The 24,836-nt window shown below is 50.0% G+C and carries 24 protein-coding genes and 1 riboswitch; of the genes, 9 read left to right on the forward strand and 15 right to left on the reverse strand.

Going from position 1 to position 24,836, the window contains the following annotated elements; all coding sequences use genetic code 11:
- Positions 1 to 63: 63 nt before the first annotated feature.
- Positions 64 to 1,020, reverse strand: coding sequence for a D-2-hydroxyacid dehydrogenase (locus ACO6BQ_RS03090; RefSeq protein WP_489119466.1), 957 nt, complete (start codon positions 1,018 to 1,020; stop codon positions 64 to 66).
- Positions 1,021 to 1,174: 154 nt separating this feature from the next.
- On the opposite strand from ACO6BQ_RS03090, the gene hisG reads away from it, so the two are divergent.
- The 9 genes from hisG to ACO6BQ_RS03135 all read left to right on the forward strand — a co-directional run bounded on the left by hisG (position 1,175) and on the right by ACO6BQ_RS03135 (position 9,280).
- Entirely contained in the window at positions 1,175 to 1,840 is a 666-nt protein-coding gene (gene hisG / locus ACO6BQ_RS03095; RefSeq protein ID WP_315451805.1) for an ATP phosphoribosyltransferase, read from the forward strand.
- A complete protein-coding gene (gene hisD, locus ACO6BQ_RS03100; protein ID WP_489119467.1) occupies positions 1,837 to 3,192 on the forward strand; it encodes a histidinol dehydrogenase in 1,356 nt (451 codons plus the stop codon). Before hisG ends, hisD begins: the two co-directional genes overlap by 4 nt.
- Complete coding sequence (gene hisC / locus ACO6BQ_RS03105) at positions 3,176 to 4,240, forward strand: histidinol-phosphate transaminase (RefSeq protein WP_489119468.1); 1,065 nt, start codon at positions 3,176 to 3,178, stop codon at positions 4,238 to 4,240. Before hisD ends, hisC begins: the two co-directional genes overlap by 17 nt.
- Positions 4,237 to 4,836 carry an imidazoleglycerol-phosphate dehydratase HisB gene (gene hisB / locus ACO6BQ_RS03110; RefSeq protein ID WP_489119469.1) on the forward strand — a complete coding sequence of 200 codons (600 nt, stop codon included), beginning with the start codon at positions 4,237 to 4,239 and terminating at the stop codon, positions 4,834 to 4,836. The genes hisC and hisB overlap by 4 nt, the downstream gene beginning before the upstream one ends.
- Positions 4,837 to 4,845: 9 nt before the next feature.
- Positions 4,846 to 5,475, forward strand: coding sequence for an imidazole glycerol phosphate synthase subunit HisH (hisH, locus tag ACO6BQ_RS03115; protein ID WP_489119470.1), 630 nt, complete (start codon positions 4,846 to 4,848; stop codon positions 5,473 to 5,475).
- Positions 5,472 to 6,194: a 1-(5-phosphoribosyl)-5-[(5-phosphoribosylamino)methylideneamino]imidazole-4-carboxamide isomerase gene (gene hisA, locus ACO6BQ_RS03120; RefSeq protein ID WP_489119471.1), complete on the forward strand. Its 723-nt coding sequence runs from the start codon at positions 5,472 to 5,474 to the stop codon at positions 6,192 to 6,194. The genes hisH and hisA overlap by 4 nt, the downstream gene beginning before the upstream one ends.
- 20 nt (positions 6,195 to 6,214) lie before the next feature.
- Positions 6,215 to 6,982, forward strand: coding sequence for an imidazole glycerol phosphate synthase subunit HisF (gene hisF, locus ACO6BQ_RS03125; protein WP_489119472.1), 768 nt, complete (start codon positions 6,215 to 6,217; stop codon positions 6,980 to 6,982).
- Entirely contained in the window at positions 6,982 to 7,686 is a 705-nt protein-coding gene (hisIE, locus tag ACO6BQ_RS03130; protein WP_489119473.1) for a bifunctional phosphoribosyl-AMP cyclohydrolase/phosphoribosyl-ATP diphosphatase HisIE, read from the forward strand. Before hisF ends, hisIE begins: the two co-directional genes overlap by 1 nt.
- 205 nt (positions 7,687 to 7,891) lie before the next feature.
- Positions 7,892 to 9,280: a pyruvate carboxylase subunit B gene (locus ACO6BQ_RS03135; RefSeq protein ID WP_489119474.1), complete on the forward strand. Its 1,389-nt coding sequence runs from the start codon at positions 7,892 to 7,894 to the stop codon at positions 9,278 to 9,280.
- A 56-nt stretch (positions 9,281 to 9,336) separates the two neighbouring features.
- On the opposite strand, the gene ACO6BQ_RS03140 is transcribed toward ACO6BQ_RS03135, so the two are convergent.
- The 14 genes from ACO6BQ_RS03140 to purF all read right to left on the reverse strand — a co-directional run bounded on the left by ACO6BQ_RS03140 (position 9,337) and on the right by purF (position 24,833).
- Positions 9,337 to 10,953: a uridine kinase family protein gene (locus ACO6BQ_RS03140; protein WP_489119475.1), complete on the reverse strand. Its 1,617-nt coding sequence runs from the start codon at positions 10,951 to 10,953 to the stop codon at positions 9,337 to 9,339.
- Positions 10,954 to 11,023: 70 nt separating this feature from the next.
- Positions 11,024 to 12,022, reverse strand: coding sequence for an inorganic phosphate transporter (locus ACO6BQ_RS03145; protein ID WP_489119476.1), 999 nt, complete (start codon positions 12,020 to 12,022; stop codon positions 11,024 to 11,026).
- The gene (locus tag ACO6BQ_RS03150) at positions 12,015 to 12,641 is read right to left on the reverse strand and encodes a DUF47 domain-containing protein (protein WP_489119477.1); all 627 of its coding nucleotides are present in this window, start codon (positions 12,639 to 12,641) and stop codon (positions 12,015 to 12,017) included. Before ACO6BQ_RS03150 ends, ACO6BQ_RS03145 begins: the two co-directional genes overlap by 8 nt.
- 231 nt (positions 12,642 to 12,872) lie before the next feature.
- Positions 12,873 to 13,703, reverse strand: coding sequence for an ABC transporter ATP-binding protein (locus tag ACO6BQ_RS03155; RefSeq protein ID WP_489119478.1), 831 nt, complete (start codon positions 13,701 to 13,703; stop codon positions 12,873 to 12,875).
- A complete protein-coding gene (locus tag ACO6BQ_RS03160) occupies positions 13,684 to 14,481 on the reverse strand; it encodes an ABC transporter ATP-binding protein (RefSeq protein WP_489119479.1) in 798 nt (265 codons plus the stop codon). The genes ACO6BQ_RS03155 and ACO6BQ_RS03160 overlap by 20 nt, the downstream gene beginning before the upstream one ends.
- Before the next feature lie 18 nt (positions 14,482 to 14,499).
- A complete protein-coding gene (locus ACO6BQ_RS03165) occupies positions 14,500 to 16,065 on the reverse strand; it encodes an ABC transporter substrate-binding protein (RefSeq protein WP_489119480.1) in 1,566 nt (521 codons plus the stop codon).
- 11 nt (positions 16,066 to 16,076) lie between these two features.
- Entirely contained in the window at positions 16,077 to 16,889 is an 813-nt protein-coding gene (nikC, locus tag ACO6BQ_RS03170) for a nickel transporter permease (RefSeq protein WP_314663725.1), read from the reverse strand.
- Complete coding sequence (gene nikB, locus ACO6BQ_RS03175) at positions 16,886 to 17,830, reverse strand: nickel ABC transporter permease (protein WP_489119481.1); 945 nt, start codon at positions 17,828 to 17,830, stop codon at positions 16,886 to 16,888. Before nikB ends, nikC begins: the two co-directional genes overlap by 4 nt.
- Positions 17,831 to 17,979: 149 nt before the next feature.
- Positions 17,980 to 18,218: riboswitch (cobalamin riboswitch) on the reverse strand.
- A 121-nt stretch (positions 18,219 to 18,339) separates the two neighbouring features.
- Positions 18,340 to 19,677 (reverse strand): MATE family efflux transporter, encoded by a 1,338-nt coding sequence (locus tag ACO6BQ_RS03180; RefSeq protein WP_489119482.1) that lies wholly within the window; start codon positions 19,675 to 19,677, stop codon positions 18,340 to 18,342.
- A 163-nt stretch (positions 19,678 to 19,840) separates the two neighbouring features.
- Complete coding sequence (purD, locus tag ACO6BQ_RS03185; protein WP_489119483.1) at positions 19,841 to 21,100, reverse strand: phosphoribosylamine--glycine ligase; 1,260 nt, start codon at positions 21,098 to 21,100, stop codon at positions 19,841 to 19,843.
- Between the two features lie 10 nt (positions 21,101 to 21,110).
- Positions 21,111 to 21,704: an IMP cyclohydrolase gene (locus ACO6BQ_RS03190; protein WP_315452559.1), complete on the reverse strand. Its 594-nt coding sequence runs from the start codon at positions 21,702 to 21,704 to the stop codon at positions 21,111 to 21,113.
- Complete coding sequence (purN, locus tag ACO6BQ_RS03195) at positions 21,701 to 22,333, reverse strand: phosphoribosylglycinamide formyltransferase (protein ID WP_489119484.1); 633 nt, start codon at positions 22,331 to 22,333, stop codon at positions 21,701 to 21,703. The genes ACO6BQ_RS03190 and purN overlap by 4 nt, the downstream gene beginning before the upstream one ends.
- Positions 22,326 to 23,375 (reverse strand): phosphoribosylformylglycinamidine cyclo-ligase, encoded by a 1,050-nt coding sequence (gene purM, locus ACO6BQ_RS03200; protein ID WP_489119485.1) that lies wholly within the window; start codon positions 23,373 to 23,375, stop codon positions 22,326 to 22,328. Before purM ends, purN begins: the two co-directional genes overlap by 8 nt.
- A gap of 6 nt (positions 23,376 to 23,381) precedes the next feature.
- Positions 23,382 to 24,833, reverse strand: coding sequence for an amidophosphoribosyltransferase (purF, locus tag ACO6BQ_RS03205; protein WP_489119486.1), 1,452 nt, complete (start codon positions 24,831 to 24,833; stop codon positions 23,382 to 23,384).
- Positions 24,834 to 24,836 lie beyond the last annotated feature (3 nt).

The raw sequence follows: 24,836 nt of genomic DNA on the forward strand, positions 1-24,836 counted from the left end.
GACGAAAAAATCTACGCCAATCTGACGGACTTCATTTTATCAGCGATTCCTTGAATCAATGGCTCAGTAGCCGCGCTGCTTGTCTACTACGTTGAGCATTCCAATGCGCTGTGGGAAGATCTGTAAGTTGTTGCGAAAGATCTTGAGCGAGCGATCCAGATACATCGGCGAGATTGCAGAGTAATGCGGTGTAATGAATAGATTCGGAACACTCCACAGTGGGGAATCCTCGGGAAGCGGCTCGGTGGCAAAGACATCCAGAGACGCACCCCGTATGCATTTCGATCTGAGAGCCTCCACCAAGTCGTCCTCCTCTACGACGTCACCGCGGGAGACATTGATAAAAAAGGCGTTTTCTTTCATCATATGAAAGGTATGTGTGTTAAACAATTTTTTTGTCTGAGGTGTCAGCGGGAGCGTAACGATTACATAATCCGCGCAGGACAGAGCATCGGACAGATGATCTATGGTGAACAGCTGATCCACGAATGGTTCTGTGGACTCCTTTTGTTTTACGGCAACGATCCGCATTCCCATGTTTTTGAGGTGTTTTGCAACCTCTCTGCCAATGCTTCCCAAGCCGATGATAGCGGCAGTCTTACCAAACAGCTCATCGGGATCGGTTAGCCGTTTCCAAACATGCGCTTTTTGATTTTCCCATGCCTCGATGAGACAGCGGCTGGACGCGAGCATTGTTCCGAGAACGTGTTCCGCCATGGGGATGCCGTGAATTCCGCGTGAATTTGTCAGCAGTATATCAGACCGGCAGAAATCATCGTGTGAGAGCAGTTTTTCAACACCCGCACTGTATGTGTGAATCCATTTTAGATGCGGCATTTGGGGGAGATACTTCTCCATCTCCATCTGCGCATCATATCCCAGTAAGATATCAACATCCGAGAGATCGTCTTTCAAGTCTTTTGGACGTATGCATCTGAGCGTGCAATCTGGATAGCTCTGGTGGATCAGATCCATTTGCTTGTCGCTTAATCGCACAAATGATAGTATTTGAAGTGTCATCTGCGACTCCTTTTCGTACGTATGGATGGATTTTCTAATATTATTCGCGATGATTGTTGAAAACCCTTTTTTGATGGATTGACCTACAGGCAGCAACGTGGTACTATACACTAATATTAGTTCTTTAATTGACTAAAGGATGAGAAGGGATTATATGGCGAAATACGTTGACGATTATCTGACTATAGCATTGCCAAAAGGAAAGCTGTTCTCTCTTTCTGCGAATTTGTTTGAGCAGGTCGGCGTTACGGCGGAGCACCTGAGTGAAAAATCCCGCAAACTCATTATATCAAATGATGAATGCAAGGTTCGGTTCATTATCACAAAGACTTCCGACGTCCCGACCTATGTCGAATATGGTGCTGCGGATATTGGCGTGATTGGCAAGGATGTTTTGGTGGAGTCCGGGCAGGATGTTTATGAGTTGCTCGATCTCGGCTTTGGAAAATGCCGGCTGATGATGGCAGTTCCACGGGAAGAACGCCGCAGCCGCCTGTTGGACTATGCACATACGCGGGTGGCGACCAAGTATCCGCATATTGCAGAGCAATTCTTTGCACAGCAGGGAATGCAAATGGAGTATATAAAACTCAACGGATCGATTGAACTGGGACCGCTTGTGGGGCTTTCGGAGAGCATCGTCGATATCGTAGAAACAGGGACAACGCTGGTCGAAAACGATTTGGAGGAAATTGCCCACATCATGGATGTGAGTGCTCGACTGATTGTCAACCGTGTGAGCTTCAAGCTGAAATTTGATCGTATTTATCGCATTGTAAATGATCTGAAGCAAGTTTTGGAAGGTGGGGAAGTACGGTGAATATCGTATCTGTTGCAGATATTGGCATGGAACAAGCGGGGCGACTGCTTCAGAAGAAGGCATTTGATGAGGTTGTACTGAGTGACCGTATTCGCGCGCGCAATAAAGAACTTTTCGGCGCGGATCTTTCTGCGACAGAGCTGGTTCACCGTATTGTTCAGGAAGTACGTCATAAGGGCGATCATGCACTCTTTCACTATACGAAATTACTGGATTGCGTTGATTTGACATCGGATCATTTGATGGTGTCCGAGGAAGAATTTCAGGTGGCGGAGCACAGTGCCGACCCGAAGGTTGTGGCATCACTGAAAAAAGCGGCGGATAATATCTTTTCCTACCACGAGGAGCAAAAACCACACTCGTGGATGACCTACCGCGCGCATGGGTCAATCCTTGGGCAGGAGATTCTTCCGCTCTCACGCGTTGGCATCTATGTCCCAGGGGGGACGGCAGCATATCCTTCGTCCGTTCTGATGAATGCAATTCCGGCACTGGTTGCGGGGGTAGAGGAAATTATCATGTCTGTCCCAACCAAGGACGGTGTGCTCAATCCGTATGTTCTCGTTGCGGCACGTTTCCTTGGTATCCGTAAGATCTTCAAAATGGGTGGAGCGCAGGCCATTGCGGCGATGGCATATGGGACAGAGAGTGTTCCGCGTGTCGATAAGATTACAGGCCCCGGCAATATCTTCGTTACACTGGCAAAAAAAGAAGTATATGGTCATGTAGATATTGATATGCTTGCAGGGCCGAGCGAGATTCTGATTCTTGCAGATGACAGTGCCTCTCCGAAGTACATTGCAGCCGACCTCCTCAGTCAGGCAGAGCATGATCCGCTTGCTTCAAGCATCCTTATCACGAATGATCGGGCCTTGGCAGAGCACACTCTGAACGAAGTACAGCGTCAGCTGGAAAGCCTTCCTCGCAAGGACATTGCGCGTGCCTCGATTGAGGACAATGGATGTATTATCGTGACGGAGAATATGGAGCAGGCAGTCGTTCTTGCAAATATATCGGGACCGGAGCATATGGAGCTTCTTGTCAAAGAACCTTTCCATATGCTGCCTCAGATTCGATGTGCTGGTGCTATCTTTGTCGGAGCGTATTCGCCGGAACCGCTCGGGGACTATTTTGCGGGTCCAAATCATGTGCTGCCAACGGGGGGGACTGCGTGCTTTTATTCTGTTCTGAACGTCGAGACCTTTATGAAGCGCACGAGTATCATCTCTTATACGCAAAAAGCTCTGGATGAGGTCAGCGATGATATTATCCGTCTCGCTGAGACGGAAGGCCTTGATGCCCATGCGCGTGCAATTCAGATCAGGAGGGGAGAACATGTTGAACTATCGTGATGGATTGGCGTCCATGCCAAATTACGAGACCTGTGAGCTGGACTGGTGCATCAAAGTCAATGCCAATGAGTCCAATATCGGACAGCCTCCCTTGGTCGAGGAGCGTATCCTGTCACGCTTGTCGCGTGTTGCTTTTGCACGCTATCCCAATGAGGAATACAATTTGCTCTGTGAGCAGATCGGGGAGTCCTATGGATATCGTCAGGAAAACGTCATCATAGGAAATGGCTCCAGTGAAATCATAGAGAAGGTATTTCATGCATTTGGTGGAAACAAAGCGCATAAGATTGTCTATCCAACGCCTTCGTTCTCCATGTATGGAATCTATGCGGCTGCAGCAGATGCAGAGGGGATTGCTGTTCCGCTGCGGGATGATTTTACACTGGATGTAGATGCGTTTATTCAGACGGTCAATCAAAACGATGCTTCGCTTGCGGTCATCTGCAACCCGAATAATCCGACGGGGGGCGTATTGCCGCTCGATGCAATTGAGCACATTGCGGAGCATATCTCATGTGCCTTTCTGATTGATGAAGCATATGTCGAGTTTTACGGAAATACGTCCATTCCGCTTCTGAAAAAATATCCGCATATGATGATTGCGCGCACCTTTTCAAAGGCGTATGCGCTTGCCTCATGCCGTGTCGGTTATATGTTGGCGCATGGGGATGTGATCGAGATGATTGCAAAGACCTATATGCCATATCATATGAACGTGCTGTCCTTAGTGACAGCAGATACTGTGTTCCAAATGCGGTCGGAGTTTGAGCCGCAGATTCAGATGATCTGTGCAGAGCGCGAGCGTATGCGGGAACAATATGAACGTCTCGCGGGGGTAACGGTCTATCCGTCTCATACCAATTTTATTCTGCTTCATTATCCTCATGCAGAGGAACTCAATGAAGAGTTCATCCAATGTGGCATCGGGGTACGTAGTTTTGGAAAAGCACCGCAGTTAGCGAATATGCTGCGTATCTCCATCGGCCGACCGGATGAAAATGATGCGGTATATCGTGTTATGAAGTCTTTTGTGGAGGGAAATCCATGAATACACGCAATGCAGACATACATCGAAAGACAGGGGAAACCGATGTGCATGTCTCCGTCGGACTGGACGGAATGGGCGTGTCTGAGATTGATACGGGCATTGGCTTCTTCGATCATATGTTGACACTCTTTGCATCTCATGGGCTCTTTGATTTGACTGTAAAATGTGATGGCGATATTGAAGTCGATGGACATCATTCCGTTGAGGATATCGGTATTGCGATGGGCCAGGCATTTCACGCCGCACTTGGAGAAAAGCGCGGTATTGCAAGGTATGGATCGTTCTATCTGCCCATGGATGAGACGCTTGTATTGGCGGCTCTGGATATCAGCGGGCGTCCTTTTCTCGTCTACGATCCCGGGGAAACGCCGATGACACCGATGATCGGCGGCTATGATACGGAGCTCACGGAGGAGTTCCTGCGTGCATTTGCCTTTCATGCGGGACTCACACTTCATGTGAAGATTCTCTACGGAAGGAACTCACATCACAAAGTGGAGGCAATATTTAAGGCGGTCGCGCACGCATTTCGAATCGCCGCAGAGAAGGAGGCGCGACTGGGGGATATGATTCCGTCGACCAAAGGTGTTCTGTAAGGAAACGCTATGATTACAATTATAAACTACGGAGCCGGAAATTTATTCAGCGTTGAGAAGGCCTTTGCCGCGTTGGGCGCGAAGGTTCGTGTGAGCGGAAAAGCCGACGACATTCTTGCTTCGGACAAAATCGTCCTGCCAGGGGTAGGAGCTTTTGGCGACTGCATGATGCAGCTCAAGGCATCCGGCTTGATCCCTGCCATTCGCGAATGCGTTGATCGTAAGATGCCGCTGCTTGGCGTCTGTGTCGGTCTTCAGATTCTTTTTGCAGGCAGTGAAGAATCCTCCGGTGTAGAGGGGCTTGGTTTCTTGGATGGCTGTGTGCGAAAGATATCTGCACCGCATGAAAAGATTCCGCATATGGGCTGGAATGCACTCGATATCGCGCAGGCACATAGGGATAATGGATTGTTTGTAGGGGTACCACAGGAATCCTATGTATATTTTGTGCACAGCTATCATGCAGTACCGGAGGATAAGGATATAGTTTCATCGACCTGCTTCTATGGAGAGGAAATTACAGCATCCATATCTGCCGGAAATATCATGGCAACACAATTTCATCCCGAAAAATCGGGGGATATTGGACTAAACATCATTCAGAACTTTATTCGTCACGGACAGGAGGGAAGCAGATGATTATTTTCCCCGCGATTGACTTGCGTGACGGCAAATGTGTCCGTCTCCTCAGAGGCGACTTTGCACAGGAAACAATCTACAGCAGCACACCCGAAGAGGTTGCACTGCGTTGGGAGCGGGAGGGTGCTGAGTACCTGCATGTGGTTGATCTTGATGGAGCACTTGCCGGCAAGCCGAAAAACACTGAGGTCATCAAGAAGATTCTCAGCAATGTTCAAATTCCCGTTGAGCTGGGCGGCGGCATTCGCACGCTCGAAACGATAGAAGACACCTTAGATCTTGGTGTGATACGCGTGATTCTTGGATCTGCTGCGGTACAGAACCGCGACCTCGTGAAAGAGGCTTGTCGGCTCTATGGCGATCGCATTGCTGTTGGCATTGATGCGAAGGATGGCATTGCCGCCGTGGATGGGTGGGGCATATCGGGCGGTATTTCTGCTGTCGACCTAGCGAAAGAGCTTGCTTCCTATGGTTTGAAGACAATTATATACACCGATATCGCACGGGATGGAGCGCTCTCCGGTGTTAATATTGAGGCAACTGCAAAGTTGGCGGCAGCGTCCGGTATAGATATCATCGCTTCCGGTGGCGTAAAATCATTGGAAGATATTCATGCCTTAAAAGTCAGAGAGGCAGACGGTATTATCGGTGTAATTGCCGGAAAATCCATTTATGAAGGAACGCTTTCCTTACCTGAGGCGATTGCCGCAGCTCGTTGAGATTAAGGAGGAATTTCGTCTTGAAAAAAACATTTGCAAAGCGTATTATTCCATGTCTCGACGTCAAGGATGGGCGCGTTGTCAAGGGGACGAATTTTGTCGGGTTAAGGGATGCGGGAAGCCCGACGGAATTAGCCGAACGTTATGATAAAGAACGTGCGGATGAGCTCGTGTTTCTGGATATTACGGCGTCACATGAAGAACGCAACACAATGGTCGATGTCGTATCTGACTGCGCTTCAAAAGTTTTTATCCCACTTACCGTTGGCGGTGGGATTCGCAATTTAGAAGATATGCACCGTATGCTGAACGCAGGGGCGGATAAAATCTCTGTCAATACAGCGGCAGTAAAAAATCCGGAAATCATACGCGAGGGTGCCTTGCGGTTCGGAAGTCAATGTATTGTCGTTGCAATTGATGCACGACGTAATGGCATAGACTCGTGGGAGGTCTATGTCAACGGTGGCAGAACACCGACAGGAATGGACTGTGTTTCTTGGGCAAAGGATATTGTCGCGCTTGGTGTGGGGGAAATCCTGTTAACCAGTATGGATGCTGATGGCACAAAGAATGGTTATGATATTGCACTCACACGTGCTGTGTCAGAAAATGTCAACGTACCCGTCATCGCTTCCGGAGGTGCCGGCAAATTGGAGCATTTCTATGATGTGCTTGCCGAAGGAAAAGCGGATGCTGTATTGGCTGCGTCGTTGTTCCACTATGGAGAACTTTCCATAAATGAAGTGAAGATGTATTTGAAGTCGCGCGGACTGGAGGTTCGATTCTGATGAGTGTTGATATTTCAATGGTGAATTTTGACGAACACGGGCTTGTTCCTGTTGTTGTGCAGGAAGAAAACAACCAAGTCCTCATGCTCGCGTACATGAACCGTGAATCTCTTGAGAAAACGATGGAAGCTGGATTCGCATGGTACTACAGCCGCAGCCGCAAGAAGCTGTGGAAAAAGGGCGAAACCTCCGGAAACGTGCAGCGCGTGCTGGAACTTTCCTATGACTGTGATGGTGATACGATTCTGCTGCGTGTCAAACAGACGGGTGTGGCCTGTCATACAGGGACATATTCATGCTTTAACGGCAGAAAACTCTATCCTGCTAGTGAAAACAGTATTGTTCCTGTTGGCACGAGAGATGAGATGCCGCTTGCGGAGATTCTGTCCGATCTCTATCAAGTGATTCAGAGCCGCCGTCTGCATCCGGTCGAAGGCTCCTATACGAATTATCTCTTTGATAAAGGTCAAGACAAGATATTAAAAAAGCTTGGCGAAGAAACAGCAGAGACAATTATCGCGTCTAAAAACAACATTCGTGAGGATGTGCTCTATGAAATGGGAGATCTCTGGTATCATTGCTTGGTTTTGCTCGCGTACCACAATATGACACCGGAGGATTTGCTCGAAGAACTGAAGCGGAGACATAACGGCGGCAACTATCATAAGTTTGCCGGAAAAACAGGAATGCGACCGGATATGTAATTTTTACAGTGATTTCTCCCTCCAACTATCCATAATGGTAATTATGGATAGTTGGAGGGAGGGACAAAAAGATTATCGTAAAAGCTGTATAAAAATATGTGAATTTTATAACTTGTCATTGACAATAACGCAATTTGAATCTATAATTTAGATGTTGGGTTATATAATTTTTGATTATACTTTTAATCAAGGAGAGTGTTCTTTTATGGCAAAGAATCCGGTCAAAATCACTGAGACTGTCCTCCGTGACGGCCACCAGTCACTGTTGGCAACCCGCATGAGAATTTCGGACATGCTTCCGCAGCTCGCGGCACTTGATGCCATTGGCTACAATTCTCTTGAAGCATGGGGCGGTGCTACGTTTGATAGCTGCCTGCGCTTCCTTGATGAGGATCCGTGGGAGCGCTTGGATATTCTGAAGAAAAATCTCAAGACACCGATTCAGATGCTTCTCCGTGGTCAGAACCTGCTCGGCTATAATCACTACTCCAACGATGTGGTAGAGAAGTTCGTTCAGAAGGCATCCGAGCACGGTATCGGTGTATTCCGCATCTTTGATGCACTCAACGATATTCGTAACCTCAAAGTCGCGATTGATGCAGCACTCAAGTGCCCTGAGAAACCGCATGTTCAGGGCTGTCTGGTCTATACGATCAGCCCTGTTCACACGAATGAGAGCTTTGTTGAGCTGGCGATTGAGCTTGAAAAGATGGGCTGCCATTCCGTCTGCATCAAGGATATGTCAGGACTTCTGAAGCCGTATGTGGCAGAGGATCTTGTCAAGAAGCTCAAGGCTGCGGTTCAGATCCCCATTGACCTTCACACGCACTGCACTTCCGGATTCGGTCATGCGACCTATCTGAAGGCGATTGAGGCCGGTGTTGATATCATTGATACGGCACTTGCGCCCTTCTCAAGCGATACGTCCCAGCCGTGTACGGAGACGATGATTGCAATGCTCGAGGGCGAGGAGCGCGATACGGGACTCGATCGTCATGCAATGACACCGATCTCCAAGTACTTCCTTGGTGTCAAGCAGGATCTCATTAAGACCTTCAATCTCAAAGGCTACTTCGATGTGAATCCGAACGTGCTGGACTTCCAGATTCCCGGCGGTATGCTTTCCAACCTTGCGAACCAGCTCAAGGAAGCGGGCATGGAAGACAAGTATCAGGATCTGCTGGATGAGATGCCGCGCGTTCGCAAGGATGTCGGCTATCCCCCGCTCGTTACGCCGTCCTCGCAGATTGTCGGTACGATGGCTACCTTTAACGTCATGACTGGTGAGCGTTACAAGATGGTTCCGACCGAGTTCAAGGATCTCGCACGCGGCAAGTTTGGCAAGACGCCGGTTGACATCGATCGCAACTTCCTGACGGATACGCTTGGTATTCCTGCTGACGAGATCATTGATGACTGCTCCATCGAGGATGCAAAGGCCACGACATTCGCAGAGTTCAAAGAAGAGCTCAAGAACAAGGGCTATATCAACCCGTCGGATGAGGATGTCCTCTCCTATGCACTCTTCCCGCAGGTCGCGGAGGAGTTCTTCCAGAAACACTATAAGCCGATCACCGCTTATGTCAAAGAGTAATCTGTAAGGGGTTTCTCAAAAAAAGCTCGAGCTCTATGAAAAGAGCCCGAGCTTTTTTATGAGAAGAATACGGATTTCCCGATAAATTCTCGCAGAATGGAGTTGTTGGGAATATCGTCTATGGCGTTGATTTCATCGACATATTGAAGAAAACGTAGAATCAGGCGAGCTTCAGTATAACCTTCCTTCCCTCGATGAATTTCTTCCAAGAGTGGAACGGCATATTTCTTCAAAATACCGATCTCATAGATCAGTGCCGAGTTGAACAGGACATCTGCCTCTTCTTGGAATGGAAATATGTACTTCTCCTCTCCTGCTCTAACGTCCGGCCATTGACGAATACTCTTGAGAGCCTTTGCTCCACGAAATTGATAGTCACGCACCAGACGGCGAAGAAAACGTACTTCTGTCGTTGGAATTCTGTTATGTGCGTCGATATTCAGCTGTGTCAATGCGCTGATATAAATTTTATATTTATTGATACGTGGGATATCCTTTGTCAGATACTCGTTCAGCCCATGAATTCCTTCAATAATGATAGGTTGATCGTTGTAAATGGACAGAACAGCCTCCTTTTTCCATTCCCTTTTCCCTGTTATGAAATTATAACGTGGAATTTGGACCTCCTTCCCCTCAAGAAGGTCGATCATGTTTTGATTGAAGAGCTTTGTGTCGAGTGCGTCAAGGGATTCGTAATCATACTGCCCCTTTTCGTTCAGCGGTGTATCCTCGCGGTTGAGGAAATAGTCATCCAAAGAAATCATAATCGGGCGAAGCCCGTTGACACGCAGCTGAACCCGTAGTCTCTGTGCAAATGAGGTCTTTCCGGATGAGGACGGTCCTGCAATCAGGATCAGACGGATATTCTCACGATGAGAGGAGATATGGTCTGCAATCTGTGCGATGCGTTTCTCTTGTAGTGCCTCTGAAACACGAATGAGATCTCCTATCGTATTTTCTTTGTTGATTCGATTGAGATCAGAGATAAAGCGACAGTCCAGAATATCCGCCCATGCCTTTGATTCGGAAAGGATTGATGCAAATTTTGGCTGATTGGTACGCTTTCTGACTCGTCCATTCGTCATTTCATCCGGTGTGCGAATCAACACACCGTCGGGTTCGTAGTCTAGCTCAAACCTGCCAAGTTCGCTTGTCTCGGGAAGCATTGGACCGTATAGATAGTCTGTATATCCTTCACAGGTATATATGCTGATGATTGGCTTTGTGAGTGCAGAAATTAGGTTTACTTTCCCCGTTCGCCCAAGTGTTTGAAAGATATCAATTGCGTCCTGTCGCGGAATACTGCGTTTAACAATGGGGAGATTGGCTGCGATCATAGCTCGCATCTGATGATCTATTTCTTTTATAAACTGTAGATCAATCGTGCGATTCGGTATTTTTATTTCACAATACAGTCCTTTATTTACAGTGAATTTTGCAATTACATCACTATTTTTATCAAGTTCATTTACCGCCGCAATCAAAAGAAAAAGCACAGAACGTCGATAGATGACCCAACCCAATGGTGAGTCCAATTCGATGAAATCAATTTGATCAGTATCCTCGTAAACGGTCTGAATATCACGCACTTCACCGTTAATTTTCGCTGCAACAATTGGGCTGGAATAGGTGCTTTGTACCTGTTTCGCCATCATTATCAGGTTTCTATCCATGAAGATCCCCTTCCCTTGTCTTTATATAAAAATCCTGCTCATAAAACGAGCAGGATTTTACAAATTCTCATCAAATGAAAAGTGTCACAATTTGATAGGTAAGAGCACCCATGATCGCTGTGCACGGAATCGTCATTACCCATGCTACAACCATCTGTTGCGCAACGCCCCAACGAACCGCATTGATGCGTTTTGCCGCCCCAACGCCCATGATGGAGCCGGAAACGACATGTGTCGTGCTCACGGGGAGATGTAAGAGTGTCGCACCAAATATAATGATGGAGGAATTCAGGTCTGCCGCAAATCCGGAAATCGGCTGAAGCTTGAATATTTTTCCACCGATCGTCTTGATAATGCGCCAGCCTCCTACTGCTGTTCCGCAAGCCATAGCGGTTGCTGCAAGTACCTTGACATAGGTCGGAACCTCAAAAACATCGATATATCCACCTGCAAGGAGTGCAAGTGTCATAATACCCATGGATTTTTGGGCATCGTTTGATCCGTGAGAAAATGCCATCGTAGCTGCTGTTAAGATCTGCATTTTCTTAAATTTCCCGTTGATTGCTGTGGGACGAAATCGCCCAAAGAAACGGAATAAGAGGAGCATGATGACACACCCCAATGCCATACCGATAAGGGGCGAGAGTATCAGGGACAGAATAATCTTGCCGATGCCATAAAAGTTCAGCCCGTCCATTCCAGAGGCTGACATGAGTACTGCGCCGATCAATCCGCCAATGAGCGCATGGGAACTGCTGGATGGCAGACCAAACTTCCATGTAATAATGTTCCACACAATAGAGCCAAAGAGTGCTGCAATCAGTATGTGTTCATCTACATGAGAGGCCGATTTTACAATGTCGGCTCCAATGGTCTTTGCGACTCCTGTGCTGTACATGGCACCAAAAAAATTGAGAACGGCAGCCATGATGATTGCATGTTGCGGGTGGATTGCTCTGGTCGAAACAGAGGTGGCAATCGCATTTGCCGTATCGTGGAATCCGTTGATGAAATCAAATACAAGTGCCAGAAGTATGACCAAGAAGATCAAAAGCTGGAATTCAGGCATATTTCATTACCACTCCCCGCAGCATATCCGCAATGAGTTCACAATGATCCAGCGTATCCTCCAACTGCTCTAGCACATCTTTCCAACGAATAAGCTCAATGGGATCTTTCTCATTATCGAACAGATAGGCTACTTCTCTCCGATAGATGAGATCCCCTTCACTTTCATAGCGTTCAATCTTATGGGAGGCATCCAGAATTTGTACCTGATTCTTTCGTATGTTTTCCAGATAGGAAACAGCACGTACAACTTCTTCTGTTGAAGAGATCAGGAGGTTTGTCAGATTAACTGCTCCGGTCATAGGTTGACCCATTCGATACATCTCGTATCGCTGCAATATCCCCTGCAAGAGGTCAACACCATCATCAAGATTGTTTGCCAAGGCATAGATATCCTCGCGGTCAATCGGTGTAATAAATGTAAGATTCAGCTTGTCGATGATACGGTCATTGATGGCATCTGCTTCATGCTCAATACGGTTGATTTCCTCCACCTTTGTCGCTGCGGAAGTATAATCCTTCATAACATCATCTAAGACCAATGCACCTTTTTGAAAGTATTTTGCACTCTCCAGGAACAGATCAAAGAATTCATCGTCTTTCTGTTTGAAATTAAACATAAATCCAGATTCCTCCCTAAGAAGATTGAAGTCGGAGGGATATATTCATAAAGACTCACAGCTCAATAATATCATTATTTCAGATTGACAGCAAGATAAAATTTGAAAACGTTTTGCTCTGTGATTCAATATTTATGCAGTCTGCGATAGGATGAGTGCAATGTAAAAGAGCAGTGTCTGCCCACTGCTCTTCTACTAGTATGATTATCTATCTGTTATCTGAAAAGATGCCTATGCAGGAATCTCCACGTTCGGAACGACAATGCGTGGAGATTTCCCTTTCGGCAGGAGTGTAAATACGGACGAGAGGAGCTTTTGGGTGTAGGGATGCTTTGCGTGAGCAAGCTCCTGTCCATCCAGCTGCTCCACAACCTTTCCAAAGTACATGACGATAACACGCGTGCATAAACGTGACACGAGTGCAAGGTCATGACAGATGAACAGGATTGTCAGATTTCGTTCCTGCTGAATACGTACCAGAAGCTCTACAATTGTTTCCTGAACGGAAACGTCAAGAGCACTTGTCGCCTCGTCACAGACCAGAATCTCCGGCTCCAATGCCAGTGCACGCGCAATTCCTACACGTTGACGCTGTCCCCCGCTCATATTTGCGGGATAGCGTTCGGCAAAGTCCTCGGGCAGATCGACAAGACGCAGCAGCTCAGCTGCCTTGTCATGTGCGCTCCCTTTGAGGAGTCCGAAGTTCCGCAACGGTTCACAGATGATGTCCTTGATCTTCATTTTCGGATTGAAGGATGTTGTAGGATCCTGAAAGACCATCTGGATATTGCGCCGCATATTGCGGGCATCCTCGCCCTTCAGCCCCGTAATCTCCTTGTCCCTGAAGAAGATTTGACCCTCGGATGGTGCATGAAGCTGCATCAGCGTGCGCACAAGTGTACTTTTGCCACAGCCGCTTTCACCAACAATGCCTAGGATTTCCCCACGATATACGGGGAAGGAAACATCGTCACATGCAGTTAGTACCTTGCCGCCCTCCAATGGAAAGCGTTTCGTAAGGTGTTCGATGCGCAGGATAATCTCACGCTCCGACTGTGTCATAACGCTCCCCTCCAATCTGTGGTACGGCACGCAGAAGCTCCTTCGTGTAGTCCTTCTGTGCATGTTCAATAACTTCTTCAGCAGTGCCATGCTCGATGACATTACCGTTCTGCATGACCATGATCTGATCTGACATATAGGCCGCGACACCGAGGTTGTGCGTCACAAGGACAATGGATGTGCCATCCTTCTGGCAGATATCCATCATCTCATTGACGACCTGTGCTTGCGTGGTCACGTCCAACGCAGATGTTGGTTCGTCAGCAAGCAGGAGTGCCGGTTTGAAGAACATCGCCATTGCGACCCCGACACGCTGACGCATGCCGCCCGAGAGTTCAAACGGAAAGCTCTTCATTACATTTGCGGGATTGGACAGATGCATGCGTGCAAGCATATCCTGCGCCTGCGCCGTTGCCTCCTTCGCCCCCATCGTATCATGGGTCTGAATGTACTCGACGAACTGCTCGCCAATGGTACGAATCGGATCCATCATGCTGCCACTGTCCTGGAAGATCATCGCAGCGGTCTTGCCGCTCACGTGACGCCACTCCTCAGAGCTGCATTTTGTCATATCCTTCCCGTCATAGAGGATCTCGCCCGCCGTTACTCTGCCGACATGCGGCAGGCAGCCGAGCATCGCCCGAATGACGGTGGTCTTTCCGCTGCCGCTTTCGCCGACAATGGTCAGCACTTCCCCGTCCTTGAGGGTGAAGTCCACACCGTGCACCATTTCCGTGCCTTCGTATGCGATTTTTAGCCCTCGCACCTCAATCAACATTCGGGCTTCTCCTCCTTATTACTTCGCAGGTTTGATCTTGCTCGTGATCCAGTAGTAATCCGCCGGATGCATAATCGCACCCGAGATCTTTGTCGAGCTGACAATGTTTGTCTCGGGGTAGCCGAGGAAGAGTCCCGCTGCATCGTTGAGCAGGATCTGCTGCATGTCGATCATGATCTGACGGCGCTTTGCAGGATCAAATTCAACGGCGAGTTCCGCGCACTTCGCATCGTATGCGGGATTGCTGTAACCGGAGCCGTTCTGCGGGTTGTCCCCATTGACATTCGTGCGCCAGTACCAGTTGAGATAGATCTCCGGATCACCCGTGTTCGCTGTTGTGATATTCGAGATCAGCAGGTCATATTCGCCGCTGATACCAATCTTGTCGAGCAGGTTGTAGTCGACCGGCTTGATTTTGACATCAATGCCGACTTTTTTCGCATCCGCCTGGACTGCCTCTGCATAGATCGGCAGCTCTGCACGGCTATTGTAGATAACAAAGTCAACGGAAAGCGGTTTGCCGTCCTTGTCACGGATGCCATCGCCATCCGTATCCTTCCAGCCCGCCTCATCGAGGAGCTGTTTTGCACGGTCGACATTGTAGGCATTCGGGTCGGTGAGCTGATCGAATCCATAGTCGAGAGAGGGCGGAACCGGAGCCTTGCCCGGAATGAAGGTTCCCTTCAGGATGACTTCGTTGTACGCCTTGCGATCCGTCATTGAGATAAACGCAGCACGTACCTTCGGATCACCGAGAACCCCCTTATTGTTGATGCGGGCGAGAACCGTACGCAGGGATGAAATACGGTCGATGTGGAACTTCGCCGTGTCGTTGAAGAGCCCGATGTCGCCGGCAGCGATGTTGACGGCCATATCGACCTCACCCGACTGCAGTGCCATTGCGCGCGTATTCGGATCATCGATTGACGGGATCTCGACCGTCTCATACGGTACTTCCCCATCCCAATAATACGGGTTCTTCTTCATGACGGCTTTTTCCTTGACGAAGGACTCGCAGACATAGGGACCTGTGCAGATAGGACCCTGCTTTGCAAAGTCACGCTCTCCCTCGCTGGACACATCCACGATCAGGAAGAGAGGATCGGCAAGGAAGCCCGGCATGCTCGGTGACGGCTTTTCCGTCTTGATCGTGAGTGTCTGACCGTCCGCCTTCATCTCCGTGTACTTGAAGAAGGTCTCCGCACGCTTGTTCTTCGCAAAGGAGCGCTCAAGCGAAGCCTTGACCGCCTCCGCCGTCAGCGGCTTTCCATTCGAGAACTTGACATTGTCACGAATCTTGAACGTCCATGTCAGCTTATCGTCGCCAATCTTCCAGCTCTCAGCAAGCCACGGCGTCGCGTTCATCTTCTCGTCGAACTTGACAAGCGTCTCGCCCATGCCGTAGCGCATAACAACCCAGCTGAAATAGTTCTCGGTCGGCTCAAGCGTATCCGCGAAGTTCGTCACACCGACCTTCAGCGTCGTCTTGTCCCCTGCCGACTGACCACCGCCACAGCCCGTCAGGAGTGCAGCTGCCATACAGCCTGTCAGTAGAGCTGTCAGCCATCTTTTTTTCTTTCCCATTTTTTCCTCCTTTAATTTGCCTTGCGCGGGTCCATAATATCCCGCAGACTATCTCCCCATAGATTAAAGATTGCAACCACAGAAGCAATTGCAAGTCCTGGGAAAATCATAAGCCAGGGTGCCGTCTGAATCAGCTGACGTCCCTCATTCAGCATGAGCCCCCACTCCGGTGTCGGCGGCTGTGCGCCAAATCCGAGGAAGGAGAGACCTGCAAGTTCCATCATGAGTGCGCCGATGTCAAGTGCGGCGGTCACAATGATGATCGGTATGATATTCGGCAGGATATGCCGACGAATCATCGCAATCGGGCGTGTTCCGCTCGTAATCGCTGCAGAGAGATAGTCCTGCTGTTTTACCTTGAGGGTCAGGCTGCGCGCAAGACGCGCATACTTTGTCCAGCCCACGATAACAACGGCGAGAACTGCGTTGACTGCACTGCCGCCGAGCACACCTGCAATTGCAATGGCAAGGACGATGCCAGGAAATGCAAGGAACACGTCGGTCAGACGCATGATGGCATTGTCAACCTTGCCGCCGACATAGGCAGAGATCACACCGATCAATGTCCCAAGACCACCCGAAATAATCACAACGATCAGTGCCATCGTGATAGAGATGCGTGCACCATAGAGGATACGCGTAAAGATATCGCGTCCGAGCTTGTCTGTGCCGAAGTAATGCTCAGCGGATGGCGGCAGAAGTGAATTCTGAATCTGCGACTCATACGGATCGTATGACGAGATCAGCGGCGCACAGATAGCGACAAGCACAATCAGCAGGATGATGCCTGTATAGATACGAAACAGCAGTTGATCCCGCGTCATGACTTCGCCCCCTTCCTGAGCCTCGGATCAAGATACGCATAGGATATATCAACGATGAGATTCACAAACATATAGAGCGTTGCAATCCAGAGGACGAAGCCCTGCAGGAGCGGATAGTCGCGCATTTCGATCGCACGCACAGCAACGCGTCCGATGCCCGGCCACGAAAAGACAATCTCAATGACGGCAACGCCGCCGAGCAGCCAGCCAATGGCAAGGCCCAGCAGTGTGATGAGCGGCAGGAAGGCATTCGGCAGAACGTGTCGCCAGAGGATGCGCTGCATCGACATGCCGCGTGCCTTGAGACCTATAACGTAGTCCTGTCCGAGCTCCTCAAGCACTGCCGTACGTACCTGCCGCGTATACTTCGACGATAGCAGGATGGCAAGTGTAAAGGCAGGGAGAATCATACGATCAAGGCTGACTTCTCCGCCTGCAATCGGGAAAAGCCCTAACTTCAGACCGAACACATAGAGCAGAATAAGTCCTACCCAGAAGCTCGGCATGGAGACACCGAGAAAGGTGAAGAATCGTATGACTTGATCCGGCCATCGATTCCGGTACAGTGCCGAAATCACTCCTGCCGGAATGGAGATCAAGAGCATCATCACCACTGCCGTGCCTGCAAGCAGCAGTGTTCCTGGAAGATTCTGCAGCAGTTTTTCCTGCACTGGCATTTTTGCCGAGTAGGAACGCCCCATATCCCCGTGTACCACACCGTTCAGCCAACTGAGATACTGTTCGTGGAACGGTCGATCCAGCCCCAGCTCGTGGCGGGTCTGCTCAATTGTCTCCTGTGAGACAATCGTATCGCCTGTCTCGAGAATTGCATCCACAGGATCGCCCGGTGCAATGAATGTCAGACTGAACGTCAGAAAACTGACCCCCAGCAGAGTAATGATCATCTGCCCCAGACGCATCAGGATTGCTTTTGCACTCAACTCCCCAACTCCTTTGTTGTCATTTGCAAAATAAAACTTCCTGTCTCTTTTGAGACAGGAAGAAGAATGCACACAAAAAACAACGACCTTGCAACACTCCCCCAGTGCTGAAAATCGTGCATCCATCTCCCCATCTCTCGTGAGTCCATCAATGAATCTTATTGCGAGCAGGCTTTCCGGCTCATAGATCAGCGCGTTCTTCCGCCTTCCCAAGATGTTTATTTACACCCCAGTGACTTTTTACAGGCACAGGCTCTGCGCCTGTGGAAGACCACTCCCTATTTACGGCTGCGGGACAGCATGGGCATTCCACCCATTTTCCTCTCATCGCTCAACAGAATGCGTACAAAGTAATACTCATCCGTCGACACTCGCAACGTCATATATTCAGTTTTCAACATAAGTCCAAACGTAGTATATCCATATTAGATATACTTGTCAAGACACCTATTTCAGATTATTGTATTTGGACAGCCAGAAAGTCCCTTGTACTTCATCTTGATTTTTTCTTAACATGGATTCAATGCATGCTTGGAATTTCTTTCATGATATACCTTGCGCAGGAGTATGGCTGCACAGATGGCGCGCATACTCTGATCGAGTGCCAGTGAAAGCCATGCACCCTCAAGTCCCATATTGTACTTACAGAGGAAAATATAGGTGATAATTGGCCGCAGTACCGTTATGCTAATAAAGGAATAGGCTGCTACCTGTGTTGTCTTTCCGCTTGCACGCAGAATACCGGCACAGACCATCTGGTACGCCTCGGGAAAACTGACCGCTGCGACGTATGCGATAATCAGGCTGCCAAGAGGAAGGAGAGCTGCATCACGTGCATAGACGGCAAAGATTTCCTCACGCAGTAAGAAGGTTATGAGGAATACAATGATGGAGAAAATCAGACCCCAACGCATCCCTGTCCAGAGATAGCGGCGCCATTCATTCTGCTTGTGGCTGTCTCTGTTGTGTCCGGCGAGAACCGTGCTTGCCTTTCCCATCCCATTGCAGAAGCTGTAATAGAAATCACAGAAGTTCATTGCAATTGCATGGATGGCATACGGAATCGTCCCCAGTTCCGCAACCATGCGGGTATAGACGACCATGCCGATGCGTTCAAATCCCTGCTCACTGAAGATACCACCGAATACGCTGAGGAATTCACGCAGATAGACGCGCGTCAGACGATAATTTCCCTGCGCAAAGATGCCCCATGCATAGAGTACACGCAGGGTGAGGTAGAATGACCAAAGTGTTCCGCCGATTGTTCCAAGTGCAGCACCAAGAACACCGAGTTGTGGGAATGGTCCAAGACCAAAGATCAGGAGTGCATTGAGGATGACGTTGACGACGTTTCCCTGTATGTTGATCGAGAGGACACGCATGGACTCCCCGCGTCCAAACATGACCGCCTGCATGAGCGTCGTCATGGAGGTGATGAAGACAGCGGGCAGCGTCCAGAGCCCGTAGATCATCGCGTCGGAGAGATAGTCTTTCTGTGCTCCCATCCACAGGAGAATTGGATCGAGATAGATGAAGAACCCGATATGTGCGAGTCCAAGGACGACAAAAACAAGAACGATTGTTTTTTTGAGAATATCACCATAGGCATCGTGCTGATCGCGGCCAAATCGTTCCGCAATTAGTATGGTGACGGCCGCCGCGACCGAACGTGCGACCGTCAGGAGCATCATGCGTGGCTGTGAAAAGATGCTGACGGCAGCAATGGCACCCGTTCCCAGGCTGCCAACCATAATGATGTCCGCATTGCTCAGAAAGATCATCAGGACACCTTCCAGTGCAGCAGGAAGGCCTATTCTCAGATAATTTTTGTCATAGGATGTCAGCACGCTACCATCTCCCTGTTTATCCCCGTATTCCAATTTAACAAAACTATCACAGAATGATAATACTTGTCAACAATTTGTGAATATAAATCTAGGGAAGCACTGATAATTTCTGCATAAAAATAAGGGGCGCCGAAAGATAACGGCGACCCCAACTTTTTTATAACTAGCGATTTAATGCACGATGTGCAATGTCCTTACGATAATAGGCATCCTTAAAGGATATTTTCTCGACTGCGGCATAGGATTTTTTCACCGCAGACGTGATGTCTTCCCCCATGCCGACGACCCCAAGTACGCGCCCACCGTTCGTGATGATTTTGCCGTTCTGCTCCGCCGTCCCTGCATGGAACACAAGCGCGCCCGTGTCCTCTGCAGCTCTGATGCCACAAATCTCATGCCCCTTTTCATAGGATGCAGGATATCCGCCTGCCGCCAAGACGACACAGACGGCTGCCCCACTTTTCCAATGTATAGGCACATCCGCGAGTGTTCCATCAGAACAGGCGCACATGATCTGGACGAGGTCACCATCGAGCAAAGGCAGAACTACTTGTGTCTCGGGATCACCAAAGCGTGCGTTGAACTCGACGACCTTTGGTCCGTCCTTTGTAATCATCAGACCGAGATAAAGACAGCCTCGATAGACTCTGCCCTCTTTTGCCATGGCAGCAATTGTCGGTTTCAGAATCTCCTCTGTTGCACGTTCCGTCATCTCCGGTGTCATGACAGGGGCTGGCGCATAGGTGCCCATTCCGCCCGTGTTTGGCCCCTTGTCTCCGTCAAGAGCACGCTTATGATCTTGCGCGCTAATCATGGGACGGATGATCTTCCCGTCGGTGAAGGCAAGCAGCGATGCTTCCTCCCCCTCCATAAACTCTTCGATAACGACGCGTGTTCCCGCCTTGCCGAAGGTATTATCCTCCATGATTGTATCTATGGCATCGAGTGCTTCTTGCTCCGACATGGCAACAATGACGCCCTTCCCTGCGGCAAGGCCGTCTGCCTTGACAACGATTGGCGCGCCCTCTTTGCGAATATATGCGCGCGCAGGTTCTGCCTCAGTAAAGACTTCGTAACGTGCTGTTGGAATCCCATACTTCTTCATGAGATCCTTTGCGAAGGATTTTGAACCCTCAAGCTCTGCCGCATTTGCGCGTGGACCAAATGCACGAATCCCTGCACTCTCGAGCTCGTCCACAAGCCCATTTGTGAGAGAAATCTCGGGACCGACGACCACAAGTCCGATTTCTTTCTCCTTGGCAAATTTCAGGATTGCATCGTTGTCCGTCGCAGAGATGTCAATCTGCTCCCCCATTCCCGGGTTTCCGGGCAGGGCATAGATGCTGTCTGTCAACGGACTCTCTTTGAGTTTCCAGAAAAGCGCGTGCTCGCGACCGCCTGATCCGATTACAAGAATGTTCACGTCGTCTTCCTCATTTTTCCAACTGCCCGGCAAGATATGCGTTGATTGCGCTGTCATAGTCAGCAGTATGGGCAAACGCCTCATGTGCAAGACGCATCCGTGTCATGCCGTCGACCGCGCCGTCTTTCTCGATTTTCTCCGCAATCTCCGCATAGCGCGCTGGGTTTGTAATCACGGTGACAAATTTGAAGTTTTTCGCTGCAGCGCGAATCATTGCAGGACCGCCGATGTCAATCTGCTCAACTGCCTCAGCAAGTGTGACATTCGGATTTGCAACCGTTTCCTTAAAGGGATAGAGATTGACTGCAACGAGATCGATCGGCGTAATTTTCAGCTCGCGCAATGCCTTCTCATGTGTCTGATTGCCACGGACGGCAAGAATACCGCCATGCACGAATGGATGCAGAGTCTTGACGCGTCCGTCCATGATCTCGGGGAAGCCTGTTACATCGCTGACATAGATGACAGGGATACCCGCCTCACGGAGTGCCTTCATTGTTCCGCCCGTGGAGACAATCTCGACTCCTGCTTTATGCAGTACGCGTGCAAATTCCACCACACCCGTCTTGTCGGATACACTGATCAGAGCACGTTTTATCTTCATAATGATCCTCCTTCAGCGGCGGGCAGGATGTGAACCCTTCGCCCATCCGTACGCAGTCTGTCTTCCACATAGAGTTTGATTGCTTCCGGGAATATCCGATGTTCCTGTTCCAGAACACGTGCCGCAAGTGTTTCCTCGGTATCGTCCTCCGTCACAGGAACGGACGCCTGTAGAATGATGGGGCCGGAGTCCATTCCTTCATCCACGAAGTGAACGGTGCAGCCGCTGACCTTCACGCCGTAAGCAAGTGCGTCACGATGGGCATGTGCTCCCGGAAAGCTCGGCAGGAGTGCAGGGTGGATGTTCAAGATACGACCCGTATACGCATGTACGAAAACGGGAGAGAGAATCCGCATGAATCCTGCAAGAATTACGAGGGTTACACCGTGGGCATGCAGCTCATCCAGCATGGCGCGCTCGAAGTCCGCACGATCCGCATAGTCCCGATAGACGACGGCAACGGCGGGAATCCCCTTCGTCCGCGCGCGTTCGAGTGCATAGGCATCGCGCTTGTCTGCGATGACGACCGCAATTTCAGCAGGAATTTCTCCACGCTCAATCGCCTCGATAATCGATGCCAGATTGGAACCGCGTCCCGAGCAGAGTATGCCAAGCTTTTCCTCACGCATCAAAGACACCGCCCTTGATGACGACCTCATGCGCCCCTTCTGTTACATGACCGATGTGGTATACCGTTTCATTCTGCGCATTCAACTGAGCGGTGATACGATCCGCTTCGTCCGATGAAACAATGAGTACCATACCGATCCCCATGTTGAATGTACGGTACATTTCCGTCCAGTCAACATTCCCCCACTCCTGTAGCAGGCGGAAGACCGGCGGGATTGTCCATGCTGCACCGTTTACCTCTGCCCCCATATGCTCCGGCAGGGCGCGTGGGATATTTTCGTAGAAACCGCCGCCTGTGATATGCACCATGCCGTGAATATCAAACTCTCGAATGAGCGGCAGACAGATGCGCGGATAGAGGCGCGTCGGAGTCAACAGTTCCTCGCCAATGGTTTGACCGAGTTCTTCCATATACTCATCGCCTTTGAAGCCCTTGCGCTCAAAGACAATTTTGCGTACGAGGGAGTATCCGTTTGAGTGTACCCCTGACGACGGCAGACCGAGCAGGACATCGCCTGCTTTTACACGAGCGGGGGTAATGAGCTTGGAGCGTTCTGCAACGCCCACGGAGAACCCTGCAATATCGTATTCTCCTATGGGATAAAACCCCGCCATCTCTGCTGTTTCACCGCCGATCAGGGCACAGCCGGACTCCTTGCAGGCACGCGCAACACCTGTAACAACCTTGGCAACCTGGATCGGCTCGAGTTTGCCGACGGCAAGATAGTCGAGGAAGAAAAGAGGTTCTGCCCCCTGCACGAGAATATCGTTGACGCACATCGCGACTGCGTCCTGCCCAATCGTATCGTGTTTGTTCAGTAGGAAAGCGAGACGCAACTTCGTTCCGACACCGTCCGTTCCCGATACGAGAACCGGCTCTTTATAGTCCTTGGTATTCAGGGCAAACAGCCCACCAAAGCCGCCGAGATCACCCATCACCTCCGAGCGATAGGTCGCACGGACGGCATCCTTAATCAGAGATACAGACTCGTTTCCTGCATCGATATCAACGCCCGCATCACGGTAGGTCATTCTCTCCATCGGCTCTCAAAGCCCCCTTTCACGCTGTGCAATCCGCCTCCGCTCGAGTATGAGCTTATCATCCTCGTCGAGCGTCGCATCCTCTTCGGGAACAGGATAGTTGTTGTTAAAGCAGGCGTAGCACATGTGATCCGGATTGAGTGCCGGAACACACTGCCGCAGCCCTTCGATTGAGATGAAATGGAGTGAATCAGCCCCGATGAATTCGCAGATCTCCTCCACGCTCTTGGTCGCGGAGATCAGTTCTTTGCGGATGGATGTATCAATGCCATAGTAGCACGGATCGGTAATCGGTGGACTGCTGATACAGACGTGAATTTCACGCGCTCCGGCATTTCGCAGCAGTCGCACAATCTTTCCGCTCGTCGTACCGCGCACGATGGAATCGTCCACCATGATGACCGACTTTCCTGCCACAACGGAACGTACGGGGCTCAGTTTCAGCTTGACTGCCGCATCGCGCTGTTTCTGCGTCGGTTGGATGAATGTGCGTCCAATGTAGCGGTTCTTGATCAGCCCTTCGGCAAATGGAATGCCTGCCTCATAGGCAAAACCGGTCGCTGCAGTTGTGCCGGAGTCCGGGACAGAGATGACGACATCGCCGCGAAAACCGGACTCGCGTGCAAGAACGCGTCCCATCTCAAAGCGTGCCGCATGGACGGACTGCCCATCAATGATGGAATCCGGGCGCGCAAAATAGATGTATTCGAAGATGCAGGAAGCGATGTCTTCCCCATTGGAAAAGCGATAGGACTTGAGCCCGTCGCTGTCGATGACGACCATTTCACCCGGCAATACATCGCGCACGAATGTGGCACCGTTGACATCAAGGGCGCAGGTCTCTGAGGACAGAACCCATCCGCCATCCGTTGTCCGTCCGATGCAGAGTGGTCGGAAGCCCTGTGGGTCACGCACGCCGATCAACTTGTCCTCTGTCATGATCGAAAGACAGAAAGCACCGCGCACCACACTGACTGCCTCAAGGATGCGCTCCTCGATGGAAGTCTTCTGTGAGCGTGCAATGAGATGAACAAACACCTCGGAATCAATTGTTGTCTGAAAGACCGTCCCTTTGCTTTCAAGATCGCGGCGAATCAGCGCAGCATTCGTAAGGTCGCCGTTGTGAGCCAAGGCAAGTGCTCCACCTGCGTAGTTGACGCGCAGAGGTTGAGCGTTTGCAGCAAGACTGAAGCCCGTCGTCGCATAGCGGACGTGTCCAATGGCGATTTTAGCATGATCGAGATGAGGCAGCTGCTCACGGAATACCTCGCTGACCAGACCCATGCCCTTTTTGACATCGATCCAATAGCCATCCGTGAGTGCGATGCCCGCGCTCTCCTGTCCGCGGTGTTGGAGCGCAAAGAGACCAAGATACGTCATTTCGGACACGTCCTCCGCATGGGAGTACACACCGTAGATGCCGCATTCTTCCTTCCACTTTGGCACTTTTTCGTACATCTC

It is taken from the genome of Centipeda sp. (in: firmicutes) (genome assembly GCF_057271695.1).